General features: G+C 62.9%; 10 protein-coding genes. 3 read left to right on the forward strand and 7 right to left on the reverse strand.

The window, feature by feature from the left end; all coding sequences use genetic code 11:
- Window positions 1-210: 210 nt before the first annotated feature.
- The 3 genes from BUS42_RS15020 to BUS42_RS15035 form a co-directional block, all read right to left on the reverse strand.
- Window positions 211-1,374: an SGNH/GDSL hydrolase family protein gene (locus BUS42_RS15020; protein WP_254053524.1), complete on the reverse strand. Its 1,164-nt coding sequence runs from the start codon at window positions 1,372-1,374 to the stop codon at window positions 211-213.
- Between the two features lie 359 nt (window positions 1,375-1,733).
- Window positions 1,734-3,341 carry a sulfatase family protein gene (locus tag BUS42_RS15030; RefSeq protein ID WP_074307605.1) on the reverse strand — a complete coding sequence of 536 codons (1,608 nt, stop codon included), beginning with the start codon at window positions 3,339-3,341 and terminating at the stop codon, window positions 1,734-1,736.
- Between the two features lie 148 nt (window positions 3,342-3,489).
- Entirely contained in the window at window positions 3,490-4,968 is a 1,479-nt protein-coding gene (locus tag BUS42_RS15035) for a sulfatase (RefSeq protein ID WP_074307606.1), read from the reverse strand.
- A 1,122-nt stretch (window positions 4,969-6,090) separates the two neighbouring features.
- Here BUS42_RS15035 and BUS42_RS15045 point away from each other — a divergent pair.
- Window positions 6,091-6,474: a DUF2500 domain-containing protein gene (locus BUS42_RS15045; RefSeq protein WP_074307608.1), complete on the forward strand. Its 384-nt coding sequence runs from the start codon at window positions 6,091-6,093 to the stop codon at window positions 6,472-6,474.
- A 139-nt stretch (window positions 6,475-6,613) separates the two neighbouring features.
- On the opposite strand, the gene BUS42_RS15050 is transcribed toward BUS42_RS15045, so the two are convergent.
- The gene (locus BUS42_RS15050) at window positions 6,614-7,426 is read right to left on the reverse strand and encodes an efflux RND transporter periplasmic adaptor subunit (protein WP_074307609.1); all 813 of its coding nucleotides are present in this window, start codon (window positions 7,424-7,426) and stop codon (window positions 6,614-6,616) included.
- A gap of 316 nt (window positions 7,427-7,742) precedes the next feature.
- Window positions 7,743-7,910: a hypothetical protein gene (locus BUS42_RS45130; protein ID WP_254053525.1), complete on the reverse strand. Its 168-nt coding sequence runs from the start codon at window positions 7,908-7,910 to the stop codon at window positions 7,743-7,745.
- Between the two features lie 434 nt (window positions 7,911-8,344).
- Here BUS42_RS45130 and BUS42_RS15065 point away from each other — a divergent pair, with 434 nt between their 5' ends.
- On the forward strand, window positions 8,345-10,393 hold the full coding sequence (locus tag BUS42_RS15065; RefSeq protein WP_074307611.1) for an FAD-dependent oxidoreductase: 2,049 nt from the start codon (window positions 8,345-8,347) through the stop codon (window positions 10,391-10,393).
- A 77-nt stretch (window positions 10,394-10,470) separates the two neighbouring features.
- Window positions 10,471-10,800: an STAS domain-containing protein gene (locus tag BUS42_RS15070; protein ID WP_254053526.1), complete on the forward strand. Its 330-nt coding sequence runs from the start codon at window positions 10,471-10,473 to the stop codon at window positions 10,798-10,800.
- A gap of 89 nt (window positions 10,801-10,889) precedes the next feature.
- Here BUS42_RS15070 and BUS42_RS15075 read toward each other — a convergent pair whose 3' ends face one another.
- Both BUS42_RS15075 and BUS42_RS15080 read right to left on the reverse strand, forming a co-directional pair.
- Window positions 10,890-12,353 carry a DUF1501 domain-containing protein gene (locus BUS42_RS15075; RefSeq protein WP_074307613.1) on the reverse strand — a complete coding sequence of 488 codons (1,464 nt, stop codon included), beginning with the start codon at window positions 12,351-12,353 and terminating at the stop codon, window positions 10,890-10,892.
- A gap of 73 nt (window positions 12,354-12,426) precedes the next feature.
- Window positions 12,427-15,093 carry a PSD1 and planctomycete cytochrome C domain-containing protein gene (locus BUS42_RS15080; protein ID WP_074307614.1) on the reverse strand — a complete coding sequence of 889 codons (2,667 nt, stop codon included), beginning with the start codon at window positions 15,091-15,093 and terminating at the stop codon, window positions 12,427-12,429.
- Between the last annotated feature and the right edge of the window lie 33 nt (window positions 15,094-15,126).

A 15,126-nucleotide genomic window follows, 5' to 3' on the forward strand; every position in this document is an offset into this window, starting at 1 on the left:
GTCCCGTTCCTAAGCAAAGGGGAGGCTGAGTACCACGGGTCCCGGACTTGGGCTCCGTGACACCCAGACTCCCCGCTCAGTTCCCGTTTCGGGTGGATCGGAGGGGATAGGCGTTTCGCTTGCGAGGGAAGCGCGATGGCATGCGGCCACTAGGCTTGTCACGGAGATGCGAGAGTCAAAATCGTCCCCTCATGGGACCTTCGTTGCAGCCTATTTGCCGAGGATCGGCCCGAGGACCGCGCCAAAGGTCTCGGCCATCCGCATGAAGCCGAGATCGGTCGGGTGTGAGCCGTCCACGGTCCCCTCGCCGTCGCTGCCGATCTGCAGGTCGGCCGGAAGATAGTGCAGGCCCTTCACGCCCGCGGCGACCAGGTGCTCGTACGCGATCCGCAGCGCGGCGTGATTGCGTTCATTATGCTCGCGGGGTGAGGTCAGAATGAACCCGCTGGTATAGTTCCGGTCCTCGGCCAGGACGATCGGCGTGTCGGGATGCGCCTTGCGGAGCTTATGCACGAATGGCTCGACCCGTTCTTCGACGTCCTTGGAACTCATGTTGGGAAGACAATCGAGAACATAGACGGCCGGATCGAGTTCGGCCAGCAGGTCGGCGAGCTCGGGCTCCATCTTGCCGTTGCCCGAAAAGCCGAGGTTGATGACGGGCCGGTTGAGCTGACGGCCGAGGATCGCCGTGTGGACCATTCCCGGACGCGAAGCGCAGCCGCCTTGGGTGATCGATGTGCCGTAGAAGAGGATCGGTTTCCGCAACTCCACAGTGCGAGGTTCCGCCCGGGCGATCTGGTGGTCCTTGGAAATCCCGAGCTCGACCGACGAGACCCCGTTATAGAGCGGCAGATAGAGCAAAAACTCGCGTGGGCCGTTGGGAAGGCCGGTAACCAGCTTTACGGCGTTCGTGGGTGAGACCTTAGGTTGGCCGACCGCCAACCATCGCCACTTCCCATCGTCGGCTCGTGCATAGAGGTCGAGCCCGCTCACTCCCGTGGCGGGCATGTGGGGCATCGCCAGCAAGGCCTTGTTCAGCGTCCAACGCGCCTCGATCGTCGGCGCGTCGGTGACAAAGCGGACGCAGAGCCCGGCCGAGTCTCGGGACAAGTCCCAGACCGGCTTCCGCACGACTGCTTCGGCCTTCGCGGGGAGCCGGTCAAACGGACTCTTGGTCTCCTCCCAGCCCTGCCCCTCGACCCCCAGGTCGCGAATGTCGTACCACAAGGTCGCCGAGCCTGGCTCGCTCTTGGCGCGGGCGGGATCGAGCTTCGTCGCCTCGGCGCCGATCGCCACGGAGACGCTGATGCACAACAGCAAAAAGATTGAGATGGCACGATATCGAAAACAAGATTTCATCATCATCATCATCATCACCACTCTCTATATACCTTTTTACATGGAGATCAATGCCATGTCCTTCTTTGAGAAGGCACGGACCACAATGCCACAAAACTCATAAAAATCAACGACCCGATCCAGGGCGAGGAAGCCGCTCGCGACTCGTTCCCACGGTCCCCCGTGGGAATGAAGTCTGGGACGCTCTGCGTCCTCGGCTTGCGAGGGCCAGACGACGCGGAGCGTCGGGGACGGCATTCCCACGGAGGACCGTGGGAACGAGGGGGATTCTTAGCTCGATGGCATGTTGTTGATAAAAATCGCATCACCTGGTGGGCCGTGCCCGCCCTACGATCCCGGACGAATTCCGGGGACGACGCGGTGTGTGATGAGTGTCAACGAGCCTGCTTCTTGGCCGCGGCCTTCGGTGTGGCCGGGCGGATGACCGATTCGGGCGGGTCCTGCTCGGTGACGTTGAGTTCCTTGCGGAGGCGGGCCAGCTCTTGCTCGAGTTCTTTCTGGATCTCGGTGTAGCCGGCCTGGCCGTGGACGCTCCGCAGCTCTTGCGGATCTTCCTTGAGGTCGAAGAGTTCCCACTCATCCACGTCGGGACCGTAGAAGCGGACGAGCTTGTACCGATCGGTCACCACGCCATAGTGCCGGCGCACGTTGTGGGGGCCGGGATACTCGTAGTAGTGATAATAAAAACTCTTCCGCCAATCTTCGGGCGTACGTCCCTTGAGCACGGAGACCAGGCTCTTTCCTTGCATCTCGGCCGGAACAGGCTGGCCCGCGGCTTCAAGGAAGGTCTCGGCGAAGTCGAGGTTCGAGACGAGGTCGGTGTTCACGCTCCCGGGCTTGGTCACACCGGGCCAACGCACCATGAACGGCGTCCGCAACGATTCCTCGAAGATCCAGCGCTTGTCAAACCAGCCGTGCTCTCCGAGATAGAAGCCCTGATCGGCCGCATAGACGACGATCGTGTTCTCAGCCAGCCCCTCGTCCTCGAGATACTTCAGCAACCGCCCGACGCTCTCATCGACGGCCTTGATGCAGGCGAGATAGTCGTGCATGTAGCGGTTGTATTTCCAGCGGACCAGGTCGTCCCCCTTGAGGTCGGCCTTCTCGAACGCCTGGTTCCGTGGCGCATAGTAGGCATCCCAGGCCTGGCGTTGGTCGGGGGTCAGTTGCGGAGGGGCCTCGAACTTGAGGTCCTTCGCCGTCATCGTCTTGGCGATCGTCATGTCCTGGTCATGCTCGGCCTTGCCCCGGCCGGCGTAGTCGTCGAACAGCGTCGCAGGCGCGGGATAGTTTCGGTCGTTGTCGTGCCCGAGGTGCCGGAGCGCGGGGGCCCACTCACGGTGGGGGGCCTTGTGCTGGCTCATCATCAGGAATGGCTTCGATTTGTCCCGCTTCTTGAGCCAGTCGATCGTGAGGTCGGTGATGATATCGGTCGTGTACCCCTCATGCTTCACGCGCGTTCCGTTGTCGATCATCGGCGGGTTGTAGTAGACCCCCTGCCCCGGCAGAATGTGCCAGTAATCGAACCCGGTCGGATCGCTCACCAGGTGCCACTTGCCGACGACGGCCGTCTGGTAGCCCGCCCCCTTCAACAGCTTGGCCACGGTCGTCTGCGAGCCGTCGAACCGGCTGCCCGAGTTGTTATAAAACCCGTTGGCATGACTGTATTTCCCCGTGAGCACGGTCGCGCGGCTGGGACCGCAAATCGAGTTGGGTACGACACAACGGTCGAACCGCATACCTTCTGTGGCGATCCGGTCGATATTGGGGGTTTCGATCAGCTTGCGGGGATCGTTGTAGGCGCTGATCGCCTGGTACGCGTGATCGTCCGAGAAGATGAACAGGATATTAGGTTGCTTGGTAGGCTCCGCGGCCACCACACGCGGCGGCGGCGCTGCCATCAGGGAACCGCAGACGATCAAGAAGGCCCCGAGTCGCTCAAGGGTGCGAGCGGGCCTGCTATTGGGTAGTACTCTGCACATGGAGATACGCTCTCGACACGCGGACGGGATCCCATGCAAGGCGGGACGACCCACGCGTCGTCATACGCGACTTGCTGACAAAGGGGGCACACCGCCCACCCGACCCTTCCTCATTGTTCTACGGCCAAACCGGGTCAGGCTCAAGACATCAGGGATTCTTCTCGGCCGGGATGATCGGCTTGCGTTCCCAGGTCCAGACACCGTTCACCTTCGTGAGCAACCTCGCGAAGCTCCCGGGGGCGGGGGGTTCGTTCCGTTTGGGGAGCCAGCCCGCGAGCTCGCGTTTGAGTTCGGCGTGTTGCGGGTCGTTGGCGAGATTCGACCACTCGTTCGGGTCGGATCGGTGATCGTAGAGTTCCTCGGAACCGTCGGCGTAGCGGATGAATCGCCAGTGCTCAGTGCGAATCGCGTGATTGTCTTGGTTGTGGGTCGTGATCGCCGGCCAGGCCCGAGGCGCGGAGGCGTCTTTCAACTGAGGCGTGAGGCTGTGGCCTTCGAGTCCCGGGCGTTCGGTAAGTCCGCAAAGCGAGACGAGGGTCGGATAGAGGTCGAGCAACTCGACTGGCCGGGCAGAGCGGGCGCCGGCTCCGATGCCGGGGCCGGCGAAAATGAGCGGGACGCGGGTCGACCGCTCCCACAAGGTGTTTTTGCCGGTGATCCCTTTTTCCCCCAGGTGCCAGCCGTGGTCGGACCAGAGCACCACGACCGTTCGATCGGCCTGGCCGCTCGCCTCGAGCGCATCGAGTACGCGGCCGACCTGGCTGTCCATGAAGCTGATGCTCGCGAGGTAAGAGCGTACGAGCGGGCGCCACTGCTTGGCCTCGAGCAACCAGGACAGGCGCGGCTCGGGGAGCTTCCAGTGGAGGTACCAGGAGAATTCAGGCACGTCGTCGCGATCGCCGTCTTTCACCGGGGGCATGACGAGCGTTTCGTCGTCGGGGTAGAGGTCGAACCAGCGCGGGGTGGCGAAGCAAGGGACGTGCGGCAAGCGAAAGCCGACCGCGACGAAGAATGGCTTGCCCGGCGGGGGCGACTGCAACCGCGCAATGGCGGCGTCGGCGCTCTTCCAATCGGCCTGATCTTCATCCTTCCCAGAAACAGGGCCCCAATCCATCGCTTTGATCGGATCGGGGGTCTCGACGAACTTGTGGGGTGGGAACGGCATCCCTCCGGTCACCGCCCAAACCTGAAATTCCTGCGCGTGATCGCGGGGAGGAATGGCCCCGTCGTGAAAGATCTTGCCCGCACAGAAGGTCGAGTACCCTTGCGCCGCGAGAGCCTGGGGGAGCGTGACCTGATCCTTGAGCGCCTCCACCGCGCGAAGGCCCGGCTGGAGCGAATAAATCCCCGTGGTCGACGGCCGGAGCCCCGTCAACACGCTCGATCGTGACGGATTGCAGAGCGGCGCCTGGCAATGTGCGTTCGTGAAGAGCGTGCCGCGCCGGGCGAGCCGATCGATGTTCGGCGTCTGCGCTTGCGGGTGCCCACCCAGGCAGCCGACCCAATCGTTGAGGTCGTCGACCGCGATCAAGAGGACATTGGGCCTGCCATCGCGCGAGTCCGCGCCCGGCTGGCCCTCACCGGGAGCAACCAGGGCCAATACGAGACAGGTCAACGCACCGAGCATGAGCGAAGCTCTCCCTTTTGAGGTCTTCTCGTGATTTTATCGCGGGTACGCTGCCTCCAAGACAAAACAGCACAGGCCCTACACTCAATCATCACAAATGCTTCTTAATCAATCAGCGAACAAGAATCATCATTTCATCATTCATGAATAATCTTCAAATTTCAGTCACTTCGTTTCTGAGTCTGTCGCCAGGAAACCGGGCCGTCTGTCTGCCCCGGAGGCCGAACTTCGCGGGAGAAACTCGTTCCCACGCTCTGCGGCCCCGCCCGCCGGGGAAGACAAGACGACGCGGAGCGTCGCAGACGGCATTCCCACGCCGAGCGTGGAAACGAGAGCCCGGGATCGTGACTACAGTCTCTCGTTTCTTGGTCGTTTGTAATTCAGTGCGCGGAAAACCGTACGAAAGATCAGGGGGCCGCCCAAAACCAGCAACGCGACGTTCATACCCCCAAGCCATGGAGTCACACCTCCCAACCGTAGCTCCAGGTGGTACAAGATGCGAAAGGGCAAAGCAACCCCCGTCGCTGCGCACATAGTGGTGAAAACGAGGCTAAAGCCGTCCCACCAGAGCTTGCCAAGCGAAGATACCAACGACACGCCCCTACTCGCATCCGACGGAATCATCTTAGCTCCAACACATCGCCAAGTTTTTGAATTTCACGGGGACATGGCCATCGTTGAGCGCCTGACCGTTGGCTTGCCGTCATCCTGGGTCCGGCCGCGGCCCTCTGCCAGGCGACAGAGCCCCCCGTCTCGGCCAAGGTCGATACGACCCAGGCCGATTCAATCATGATGCCCGTATTGTATTCGGTTGGCACTGAGGGGCAATCGCTCCGAATCCGGAATCGTTTCAAGACGCAGGTGAAGTGGGAATGCCTTCTGGGCCTGGCGCGCACGGGTTCCGAGTACGGAACTCGTGGCCCCCAAACATCCTTCATTTACCGGTTCACCCTGAGCTTGCGAGACAGACTCTGAGTCCCCAATCTGCGACTCGTCTCACGTCTCTGGCCAAACGAACACCGCCCGAGTAGAATCCCGCTACGGCTTCCTGTCCACCCTGGCGCGGGCTCCCCTGCCCTCGCAAAAATCGCCCATCCCTTGAACGCAGCCGGAGGTTGCCTGATGGATCCGTTCGTGCTCGTTCCGCTTTTCATCGGCGCGGTTTTCGTACTTGTCATCGGCACCATCGCTTACCAAGCCGTCACCGGGCTCGCGGAGTGGTCGCGCAACAACAGCCTGCCGGTCCAGGCGGTGCCCGCCCGCATCGTGGCAAAGCGGAGCGACGTGCGAGGCGGGATGTCCCATTCGCATTCCCACATGCATTCCCACGGGCGGGTCAGGACGTACTACTTCACCACGTTCGAGATGAAATCCGGCGAACGAGTGGAGTTCGGCATCTCCGATGCAGAGTACGGCCTGCTCGTGGAGGGGGATGAGGGAGTGCTGACATACCAGGGCACCCGCTACCACGGGTTCGACAGGCGGCCTTTGCGCGTGACGGAGTGAATCGCGATTTGAGATCGCTGAAAATGCCCGTCACGTCCTCGAGTCGCAGGGCATCAGCATGACGGCGTTCCCGCCAAGCCCCCCCTCGGAGGATCGACCGATGCCTCGCCACTTCGCCCCGCGCCAGGTCGCATCGCCTTCACGATTTGGGTGCAGGGGTGAGGTGAACGCGGGCGGACATCCCGGGCGAGAGGAGCCCCTTCGGATTTGGGACCGTGGCCCGGAACCGCACGGTCGCGGTCCTCGGATCGACCTCCGGATCGATCAGGTTCAGCTCCGCCAGGTGAGGGTATCCCTCTTCGTTGGCGAACGCGACCGCCACGACCAGCTTACCCGGTTCGGACAGCCCGTCGCGGCGTAATTGCAAAACGATGGCCTCGGGCACCTTGAACGTCACATACAGCGGTTCGGTGGCCACGACCGTCAGGATGTGCATCTGGTCGGCGGTGACGAGGCTGCCCTCGTTGGCCTGGATCTGGCTCACCCGGCCCTTGAAAGGGGCAGTGACCCGCGTCCACGACAGGATCAGTTCCGCCCGCTGCACCTCCACCTTCGCGACGATGAGTGAGGCTTCCGCCTCCGCTTCCACCGCCGCGTGCAGGACCAGCTCGTCCTGGCTGATCACCTTCTTCTCCAGCAAACTCCTGGTGTTGGCGGCCTTGATCTTGGCCACCTGCATCTTGGCCTCGGCCATCATCAGCCGAGCCTTGGCCGCCTCCAGATCAAGCCGGTACACCCGCGGGTCGATCTCGGCTAGCAAATCCCCTGCCGCGACCGCATCCCCCTCACGGACCGCAACCCGGGTCAGGTGGCCCGTCACCCGCGCCCGTACATCGACGGCGGTGGCCTGCGTCCGGCCAGTGAACTCCCAGCCCTTCGGCGGGTCGTCAGCGCGTGTGTCGGCGGATCGGAAAGCCAGTCCCGCAACCAGAACGAACATCGTGGCTCGCATCGGAGAGTCTCCAGGCAGAGAGGGGGTGAGCCCAGTATCTGCCGGGCCTGCGGGGTTGTCCAGCCTTCGTCGACCTCATGACCGTCGCCGGGAATTTCTTTCGCTCATGCCGACAACCTTTCAATTCTTAACCATGCGATAATTTAACACGCGACGCCTTATGAACAGCTAAGCTTCTTGGACGGTTCCCGGAACACCGTCGTCAAATTCCGGGCTCTCCGGCTCTCGAACGCTCAAAGTTCAGAGCGCGGAAAATCATGCTAAAAAACGGCGGGCCACCAAGCACGATCTACGCGACATGAACATAAGTAAGTCATTAAAAATCGGCTCCGTATTGTTTCTCCAGGTGGTCCCACAGTCGAAACGGCAAGAGTACGACCGCAAACGCACACATCGTGGTAAAAACGAGACTGAAGCCGTCCCACCAGCGCTTGCCATACGAGGAGAGCCACGACAATCCCGCATTCCGCTCAGGTCGCTTCATAAAGAGACTCCAAACTCTCGTGAGCCGTTGCGAGAACCAAGAGATGAGCTTCGTTGAAGCGCCCCGCAATGATCGCTTGGGGTGGGTCAAGTGTTCGAGACTTGGAACCGTTGAATCAGACGCCATGGCATCCGGAACCCGCGAATGCGGTCCCCTCTCGGCCACGGTCAAAACCAAGACCGTCAATGACATCATCGTCCGAACGGTATCGGTAAGGACCAAAGGGCAAGCGTTCCGACCTCTGGAATCGCTTCGACGCTCGGTCAAAAGGCGGCGAATCGCCGATTCAAGGGCACTCACGATTGCCTCGGCCTAGCTCCGCCTGTAACCTCAATGTGACAAAGGCGATCCGCCGTTGCTTTCCCCGGAACCGGTCGACCCTGCCCTCTCCCCCCACGGGGGCCTGAAACTCCAAATGTCGAGGTTTGTTGCCGATGTACGCTCTGCTGCTTTGCGCGGTTATCGCCGCGCCGCAACCTGATGAACCCGTCCGTGACCCCTATGACGTGGTCGTCTACGGGGGGACTTCCGCCGGCATCAGCGCGGCGGTGCAAGCCACGCGGATGGGCAAGTCGGTCGTCGTCGTCGCGCCCGAGGTGCACCTTGGCGGGTTGACGAGTGGCGGGCTCGGCTGGACCGACAGCGGCCGCAAGGAAGCGGTCGGCGGCCTGGCGCTCGAGTATTATCGCCGCATCAAGGCCCACTATGACAAGCCGGAGAACTGGAAGCAGCAGAAACCCGAGGATTATCGCCTTTATCACCGCAAGGAGGACGCGATCTGGGCGTTCGAGCCTCATATCGCCGAGAAAGTTTTCGAAGAGCTGGTCGCCGAATCGAAAATCCCGGTCGTGCGCAACGAATGGCTCGACCGCGAAAAAGGGGTCACGAAGGAAGGGACGAAGATCGTCGCGATCCGCACGCTGAGCGGCAAGACTTATCGTGGCAAGGTCTTCATCGACGCCACCTACGAGGGGGACCTGATGGCCGCGGCCGGCGTCTCATTTACCGTCGGACGCGAGGCGAACGCGAAGTATGGAGAGACGATGAACGGCGTCCAGACCCGTCGCGCGGTCAGCCACCAGTTCGAGAAGCCCGTCGACCCTTATGTCGTCCCCGGCGACCCCTCGAGCGGCCTGCTCCCCCGGATCCACGCGGGTTCGCCGGGCCAGGATGGCGAAGCGGACAACCGGATCCAGGCTTACTGCTTCCGGATGTGCCTGACCGACGACGACGGGAACCGAATCCCGTTCGAGAAGCCGAACGGATACGACCCGAAGCAGTACGAACTGCTCGGCCGCTACCTCCGGACCGGCTGGAAAGGGGTCTTCAACAAGTTCGACCCGGTCCCCAATCATAAGACCGACACGAACAACCACGGTGGTTTCTCGACCGACAACATCGGGATGAACTACGATTACCCGGAAGGGTCGTACGACCGGCGCCGGGAGATCATCAAGGAACATGAGCTCTATCAGAAGGGGCTGATGTACTACATCGCCAACGATCCCGGGGTTCCCGAGCCGATCCGCACCGCGATGAGCCGCTGGGGTCTTCCCAAGGACGAGTTCACCGACAACGGCCACTGGCCGCACCAGATCTACGTCCGCGAAGCGAGGCGGATGGTCACCGATTTCGTGATGACCGAACGCCACCTGCAAGGGACCGAGCCGACGCCCGAGCCGATCGGGATGGGTTCCTACAACATGGATTCACATCACGTCCAGCGTTATGTCGATGCGAATGGCCAGGCCCGCAACGAAGGAGACATCCAGGTCAGCCCCGGTGGCCCGTACCCGATCAGCTACCGCGCCATTGTGCCGAAGGCCGCCGAGTGCACCAACTTGCTCGTGCCGGTCTGCCTCTCGTCGTCGCACATCGCCTACGGCTCGATCCGGATGGAGCCGGTCTTCCTGATCCTCGGCCAGTCCGCGGCCACCGCGGCCGCCGCCGCGATCGATGCCGGCACCGGGGTCCAAGACGTTGACTACGCCCCGCTCCAGCGCAGACTGCTGGCCGACCACCAGGTGCTCGACCTGCCCCGCACCGCACGACAAGTGCTCTCGACCCAATCGCTCCCCGGAGTCGTCGTCGATGACGAAGCGGCCGAGCTCACCGGAAACTGGGGCACCAGCTCGGTCGTCGGTCCGTTCGTCGGCGCCGGCTACCGCCATGACGGCAACACCGATAAAGGCAAAAAGTCGGCCACCTTCCGCGCCAAGCTGGAACCAGGCCGATATGAAGTCCGGGTCGCCTACACGGCGAACGACAATCGCGCCTCGGCGATCCCGATCCGAATCCACCACGCGAACGGGATCGCCCGCGTCACACTCGACCAGAAGAAAGGGCCACCGAAGTCGGACGAGCCGTTCGTCCGAATCGGCACTTTCGACCTCAATGACAAGGCGGCCGTGGAAATCCTCAACGAGGGGACGACGGGCCACGTCATCATCGACGCGGTCCAGTTCCTCAAGACTGCCCGCTAAACCGGATCCCTGCGTTCGACTGCCCGAGAAAGGTCTCTAGAATGGCTACCGCTGATTTTAAACATATCGACGTAAGCATGGTCAACGATGTTGCAGTCGTCGAGATTACGAGCAAGGACCTGCGTGGCCCCGACCTGGCTCTCGAACTCGGCGCCGAGTTGAGCACCGTGGCCGGCCAGGAATGGGCGCAGCGGCTCCTGCTCAACTTCCGCCATGTCCGCTTCCTCAGCAGCACCGGGTTCGCCGTCCTCGCCAAGCTGATGAACGGGGCCAACGCGACCGGGCAGCAAATCAAGCTCTGTGAACTCGACCCCGACGTTCGCGTCGGGGCCGATATCATCGGCCTCAGCAAGTATGTCGAGATCCACGACCATGAGGCCGCGGCCTTGAAAGCGTTTACGCCCTGAGCGCGAAGAATTCGCTCGCCTTTGGCTCGCGATATGAAGAGGAAAGCGAAGGAGCAATCAGCCCCTGCTCGCCTTTTGATATATTGTGATCAGGCGAGCAGTTTGGCGACGGCCTTCGCGGGTTCGACGCCGGTCAGGCGCTGATCGAGGCCCTGGAACTTGTATGTGAACCGTTCGTGGTCGATTCCCATGCAATGGAGGATCGTGGCGTTGAGGTCGTTGACGTGCACCGGCTCGTCCACCACGTTGTAGCTGAAGTCGTCGGTTTCGCCGACGACAATCCCTTTCTTGATTCCCCCCCCGGCCATCCACATGCAGAAGTTCCGGGGATGATGGTCGCGGCCGTAGTCGTCTTTCGTGAGCGTCCCCTGAGAATAGACGGTGCGACCGAACTCGCCTCCCCACACGACGAGGGTGTCGTCGAGCAAGCCGCGCTGCTTGAGGTCGAGGACGAGCGCCGCGGTGGCCTGGTCGGTGTCGAGGCACTGGTTCCCCAGCGCCATCGGAAGCACCGAGTGCTGGTCCCAGCCGCGATGGAGGATCTGCACCGCGCGCACTCCGCGCTCGACAAGCCGACGCGCCATCAAGGCGCTGTGGGCGAAGGTGCCGGGCGTCTGCACGTTCGGGCCGTAGAGGTCGAGGATGTGCGCCGGTTCCTTGGAAACGTCCACGAGCTCGGGCACGCTCGACTGCATCCGGAAGGCCATCTCGTACTGGGCGATCCGCGTTCGGGTCTCGGGATCGCCGAACCGTTCGAGCTGGCGGTTGTTGAGCTTGCCCAGCGCATCGAGCATGGCGCGGCGATCGTCGCCGGTGACGCCCGACGGGTTCTGAAGGTAGAGAACCGGGTCCCCCGTTCCGCGGAGCGCAACGCCGTTGTGCGTGGTCGGCAGGAAGCCACTGCTCCACATCCGCGTGAACAGCGCCTGGCCGTTGCCCGACTTCGGAAACGTCGGCGTGAACGCGACGAAGGCAGGGAGGTCGTTGCTCTCGCTCCCGAGGCCGTACGAGAGCCACGAGCCGACGCTCGGCTTGCCCGGGATCTCACTGCCGGTCATGACGAACGTGCAGGCGGGGTCGTGATTGATCGCGTTCGTGTGCACCGACTTGATCAAGGCGATCTCATCGACGATCCGCGCGGTATGCGGCAGGAGCTCGCTGATCCAGGTCCCGCACTCTCCGGCTTGCCGGAAGGCGAACTTCGAGGGGGCGACGGGGAACCGGGTCTGGCCGCTGGTCATCGTCGTGATCCGCTGGCCGTTGCGGATACTCGCGGGGAGGTCGCTCTCGAAGTGTTTTTGAAGCTGCGGCTTGTAGTCCCAGAGGTCGAGCTGGGACGGGCCACCGTTCATGTGAAGATAAATGAGCGACTTGGCCTTGGGCGGAAAGTGCGGCAGGTCGGCCCGCGCGGGTTGGATCCGATCGGTTGCGGCGGCTCGTGCGGCCGACTCACCCAGGAGCATTCCCAGGGCGATCCCACCGGCACGGAGCCCCACGTCGCCGAAGAACTGACGGCGGTTCTGTTGCTGCTGGTATTCGAAGAGCGGGTTCATGCGCCAGGACCTCGGGCAGAGATTTAAGTCGGGCGGGCGATGATCTCAGATCGACATCAACGGCGAGACCAGATCAGTTCTTGGTCACCGTCTCATCCAGGTTGAGAAGCGTATTGGCCACGAGTGCGTAGGCGGCCAGCTCGAGCTCAGGCAGTGTCGCCCGCGATGGTGTGTTGCCGACGTGAACGACCTTTTTCGCCGCTTCGGGATCGCGGACGAACCGGGCGAGGTGCTTGCCGAACTGATCTTCAAGGGTGCTGAGCTCCTCCGCTTCCGGCCGGCGGGCCAGCACCAGACGGAAGCCGTGGCGGATCCGGTCGGCGGGCGTCGCGCCGCCGTCGCTCATCATCTGTTCGGCAAGAGCGCGGGCCGCTTCGAAGTGCTGCACGTCGTTCATCAGTTGCAACGCCTGGAGCGGGGTGTTGCTCCGCTCACGGCGGGTGCAGAACGCCTCGCGGTTCGGCGCATCGAAGTTCGTCAGGAACGGCGGCGGCGCTGTCCGCTTCATGAACGTATACAGGCTCCGGCGATAGACCGCGGCGCCCGTGTCCGGCTGATAGGAGCGCGTGTTCGACCCCGTGAAGGCAACCGGCTCCCAGATGTTGGGCGGCTGATAGGGCCGCACTCCCCTGCCCCCCATTTCAAAGTTGACCAGCCCGGACACGAACAGGGCATTGTCGCGAATCTGCTCGGCGTCGAGTCGGTACCGCGGGCCGCGAGCGTAGAGCCGGTTCTCCGGGTCGCGTTTCAAGAGGTCAGGCGTGATCCGCGACGACTGGCGGAACGTCGCCGAGTTCACCATCAGCCGGACGAGCGCCTTGACGTCCCAGCCGCTCTCCCGGAACGAGACGGCGAGCCAGTCGAGCAACTCGGGGTGGCTCGGTGGTTCCCCTTGCGTGCCGAAGTCGAAGGCGGTTTTGACGAGTCCGGTGCCGAAGAGTTGCTGCCAGAACCGGTTCACGGTCACGCGCCCCGTCAGCGGATGCTCCGGCGACACCAGCCAGTTCGCGAGGTCGAGGCGCGTGGCACGAGTGCCCGTCCCGCCACGGTGGAGCGGGGGCAAGACGGCGGGGGTGCCGGGCTCGACCTTGGTTCCCGGCGCGTCGTACTGGCCGCGAAGCATGACAAACGCGTCGCGTGGCTTATCCAGATCTTTGAAAATGTAAGTAGCGACGATCTGAGCGTCCAGCTCGGTGCGTTCCTTTGTCAAGGCGGTCACCTGCTCGAGCAGCGGCTTGAACGGCCCCTTGGTCGCTTCGCAGACATTCTCGAGGTAGTAAGCGCGAAGAGACGACTCTTCCGCCGGAGGCAAGGGACCGGCATGGGCCTTCTTGAGCAGCGCCTGAATCCCGGCCGGGGCGGACTTTGCTTCGGTCACTCCCCCTAGTTTCGACCAGGCGCGGAACGACTGGTTCGGGTCGTTCGCCCGAGGGTCGACCCCCTCCGCCGACGGTTTCGAGGCCGCCTGATCCGCACCAACCGGCTTGGCCGTTTCGGCGGGGTCGCGATAGGCGAGCGCTTGACGTTGTCGGTCCAGCTCCTGGCGAACTTCCGCGAGCCGCGCATCGAGCTCCGCGAGCGTCCCCTTTTGCCGCGGTGTCGGCAACTTCAAAGTCGGCTCATGCAGCAGGGCGTTCCCGTCCATCGCGGGGCCCGCCGCCGAGTAGAAAAAGGCGTAGAGCGAGTAGAACTCCTTCGCCGAGAGCGGGTCGAACTTGTGGTCATGGCAGACGGCGCAACCGGCCGTCATTCCCATCCAGGTCTCGGCCATCGTGCTGACACGTTCCACAGCGTTGCGAAAGTACCACTCGGCGTCGATCGAGCCCCCCTCGCTGGTCGTCACCCCGCACCGGTTGAAGCCGGTCGCGATCAGTTGGTCGGGCGTCGGTTCCGGGAGCAAATCCCCCGCCAGTTGTTCGATCGTGAACCGATCAAACGGCTGGTTGTCGTTGAACGACTTGACCACCCAGTCGCGGTAGTGCCACATCTGCCGTTCGTTATCAAGGTGGAGTCCATGGGTATCGGCATAGCGGGCGACGTCGAGCCAGTGGCGGGCCATCTCCTCGCCGTACCGCGGCGAGAAGAGATAGCGTTCCACCATGTTTTCATAAGCCTTCGACGAGGAATCACCCAGGAACGCATCCACCTCGCGGGGCGTCGGCGGCAGCCCGGTGAGCGTGAACGCGACGCGACGGATCAGGGTTTCCTTATCGGCCTCGGGCGTCATCGATAAGCCGTCGCGCTGGAGCCGGTCGGCAATGAACGCGTCGATCGGGTTCCCTGCGCCTGCGCTGGCCCCCTTCTGCGGGCGTGGTGCCTGGTCCTTGACCGGGGCGGTGTACGACCAGTGAGCCTCGTAGGGTGCGCCGAGCTCCACCCACTGCTTCAGCAGATTCTTTTGCTCGAGGGTCAACGGCTTCTTCGCGCTCGGAGGAGGCATGACCTCACTCTCGTCTTCGCTGAAAATCCGGCGGATGAGCTCACTCTCGTCCGTCTTGCCCGGGACGATCGGAATCTCGCCACTCTCGGTCGGCTTGAGGGCCGCCTCGCGCTGATCGAGCCGCAGACCCGCTTTTTTGACCCCCGGCCCATGGCAGCGAAAGCAGGTTTCGGCGAGGACCGGACGGACGTCGCGGTTGAACCGCGGGTCTCCGTCTCCCCCTTGCGCCACCGAAACGGCGATGGCGAGCCACCCCGTCGCGAGCAGACTGGCAGGCATCGTCGTCAGCATGGTTCGCATGGCCTGTCCCATCGTCGTCGGATGAATTTTGAT

Source organism: Singulisphaera sp. GP187 (assembly GCF_900129635.1).
GTDB lineage: Bacteria > Planctomycetota > Planctomycetia > Isosphaerales > Isosphaeraceae > Singulisphaera.

Coding starts and splice junctions, on each gene's coding strand:
- BUS42_RS15020 (WP_254053524.1), bottom strand. CDS start 1,374: ATGATGATGATGATGATGAAATCTTGTTTTCGATATCGTGCCATCTCA.
- BUS42_RS15030 (WP_074307605.1), bottom strand. CDS start 3,341: ATGTGCAGAGTACTACCCAATAGCAGGCCCGCTCGCACCCTTGAGCGA.
- BUS42_RS15035 (WP_074307606.1), bottom strand. CDS start 4,968: ATGCTCGGTGCGTTGACCTGTCTCGTATTGGCCCTGGTTGCTCCCGGT.
- BUS42_RS15045 (WP_074307608.1), top strand. CDS start 6,091: ATGGATCCGTTCGTGCTCGTTCCGCTTTTCATCGGCGCGGTTTTCGTA.
- BUS42_RS15050 (WP_074307609.1), bottom strand. CDS start 7,426: ATGCGAGCCACGATGTTCGTTCTGGTTGCGGGACTGGCTTTCCGATCC.
- BUS42_RS45130 (WP_254053525.1), bottom strand. CDS start 7,910: ATGAAGCGACCTGAGCGGAATGCGGGATTGTCGTGGCTCTCCTCGTAT.
- BUS42_RS15065 (WP_074307611.1), top strand. CDS start 8,345: ATGTACGCTCTGCTGCTTTGCGCGGTTATCGCCGCGCCGCAACCTGAT.
- BUS42_RS15070 (WP_254053526.1), top strand. CDS start 10,471: ATGGTCAACGATGTTGCAGTCGTCGAGATTACGAGCAAGGACCTGCGT.
- BUS42_RS15075 (WP_074307613.1), bottom strand. CDS start 12,353: ATGAACCCGCTCTTCGAATACCAGCAGCAACAGAACCGCCGTCAGTTC.
- BUS42_RS15080 (WP_074307614.1), bottom strand. CDS start 15,093: ATGCGAACCATGCTGACGACGATGCCTGCCAGTCTGCTCGCGACGGGG.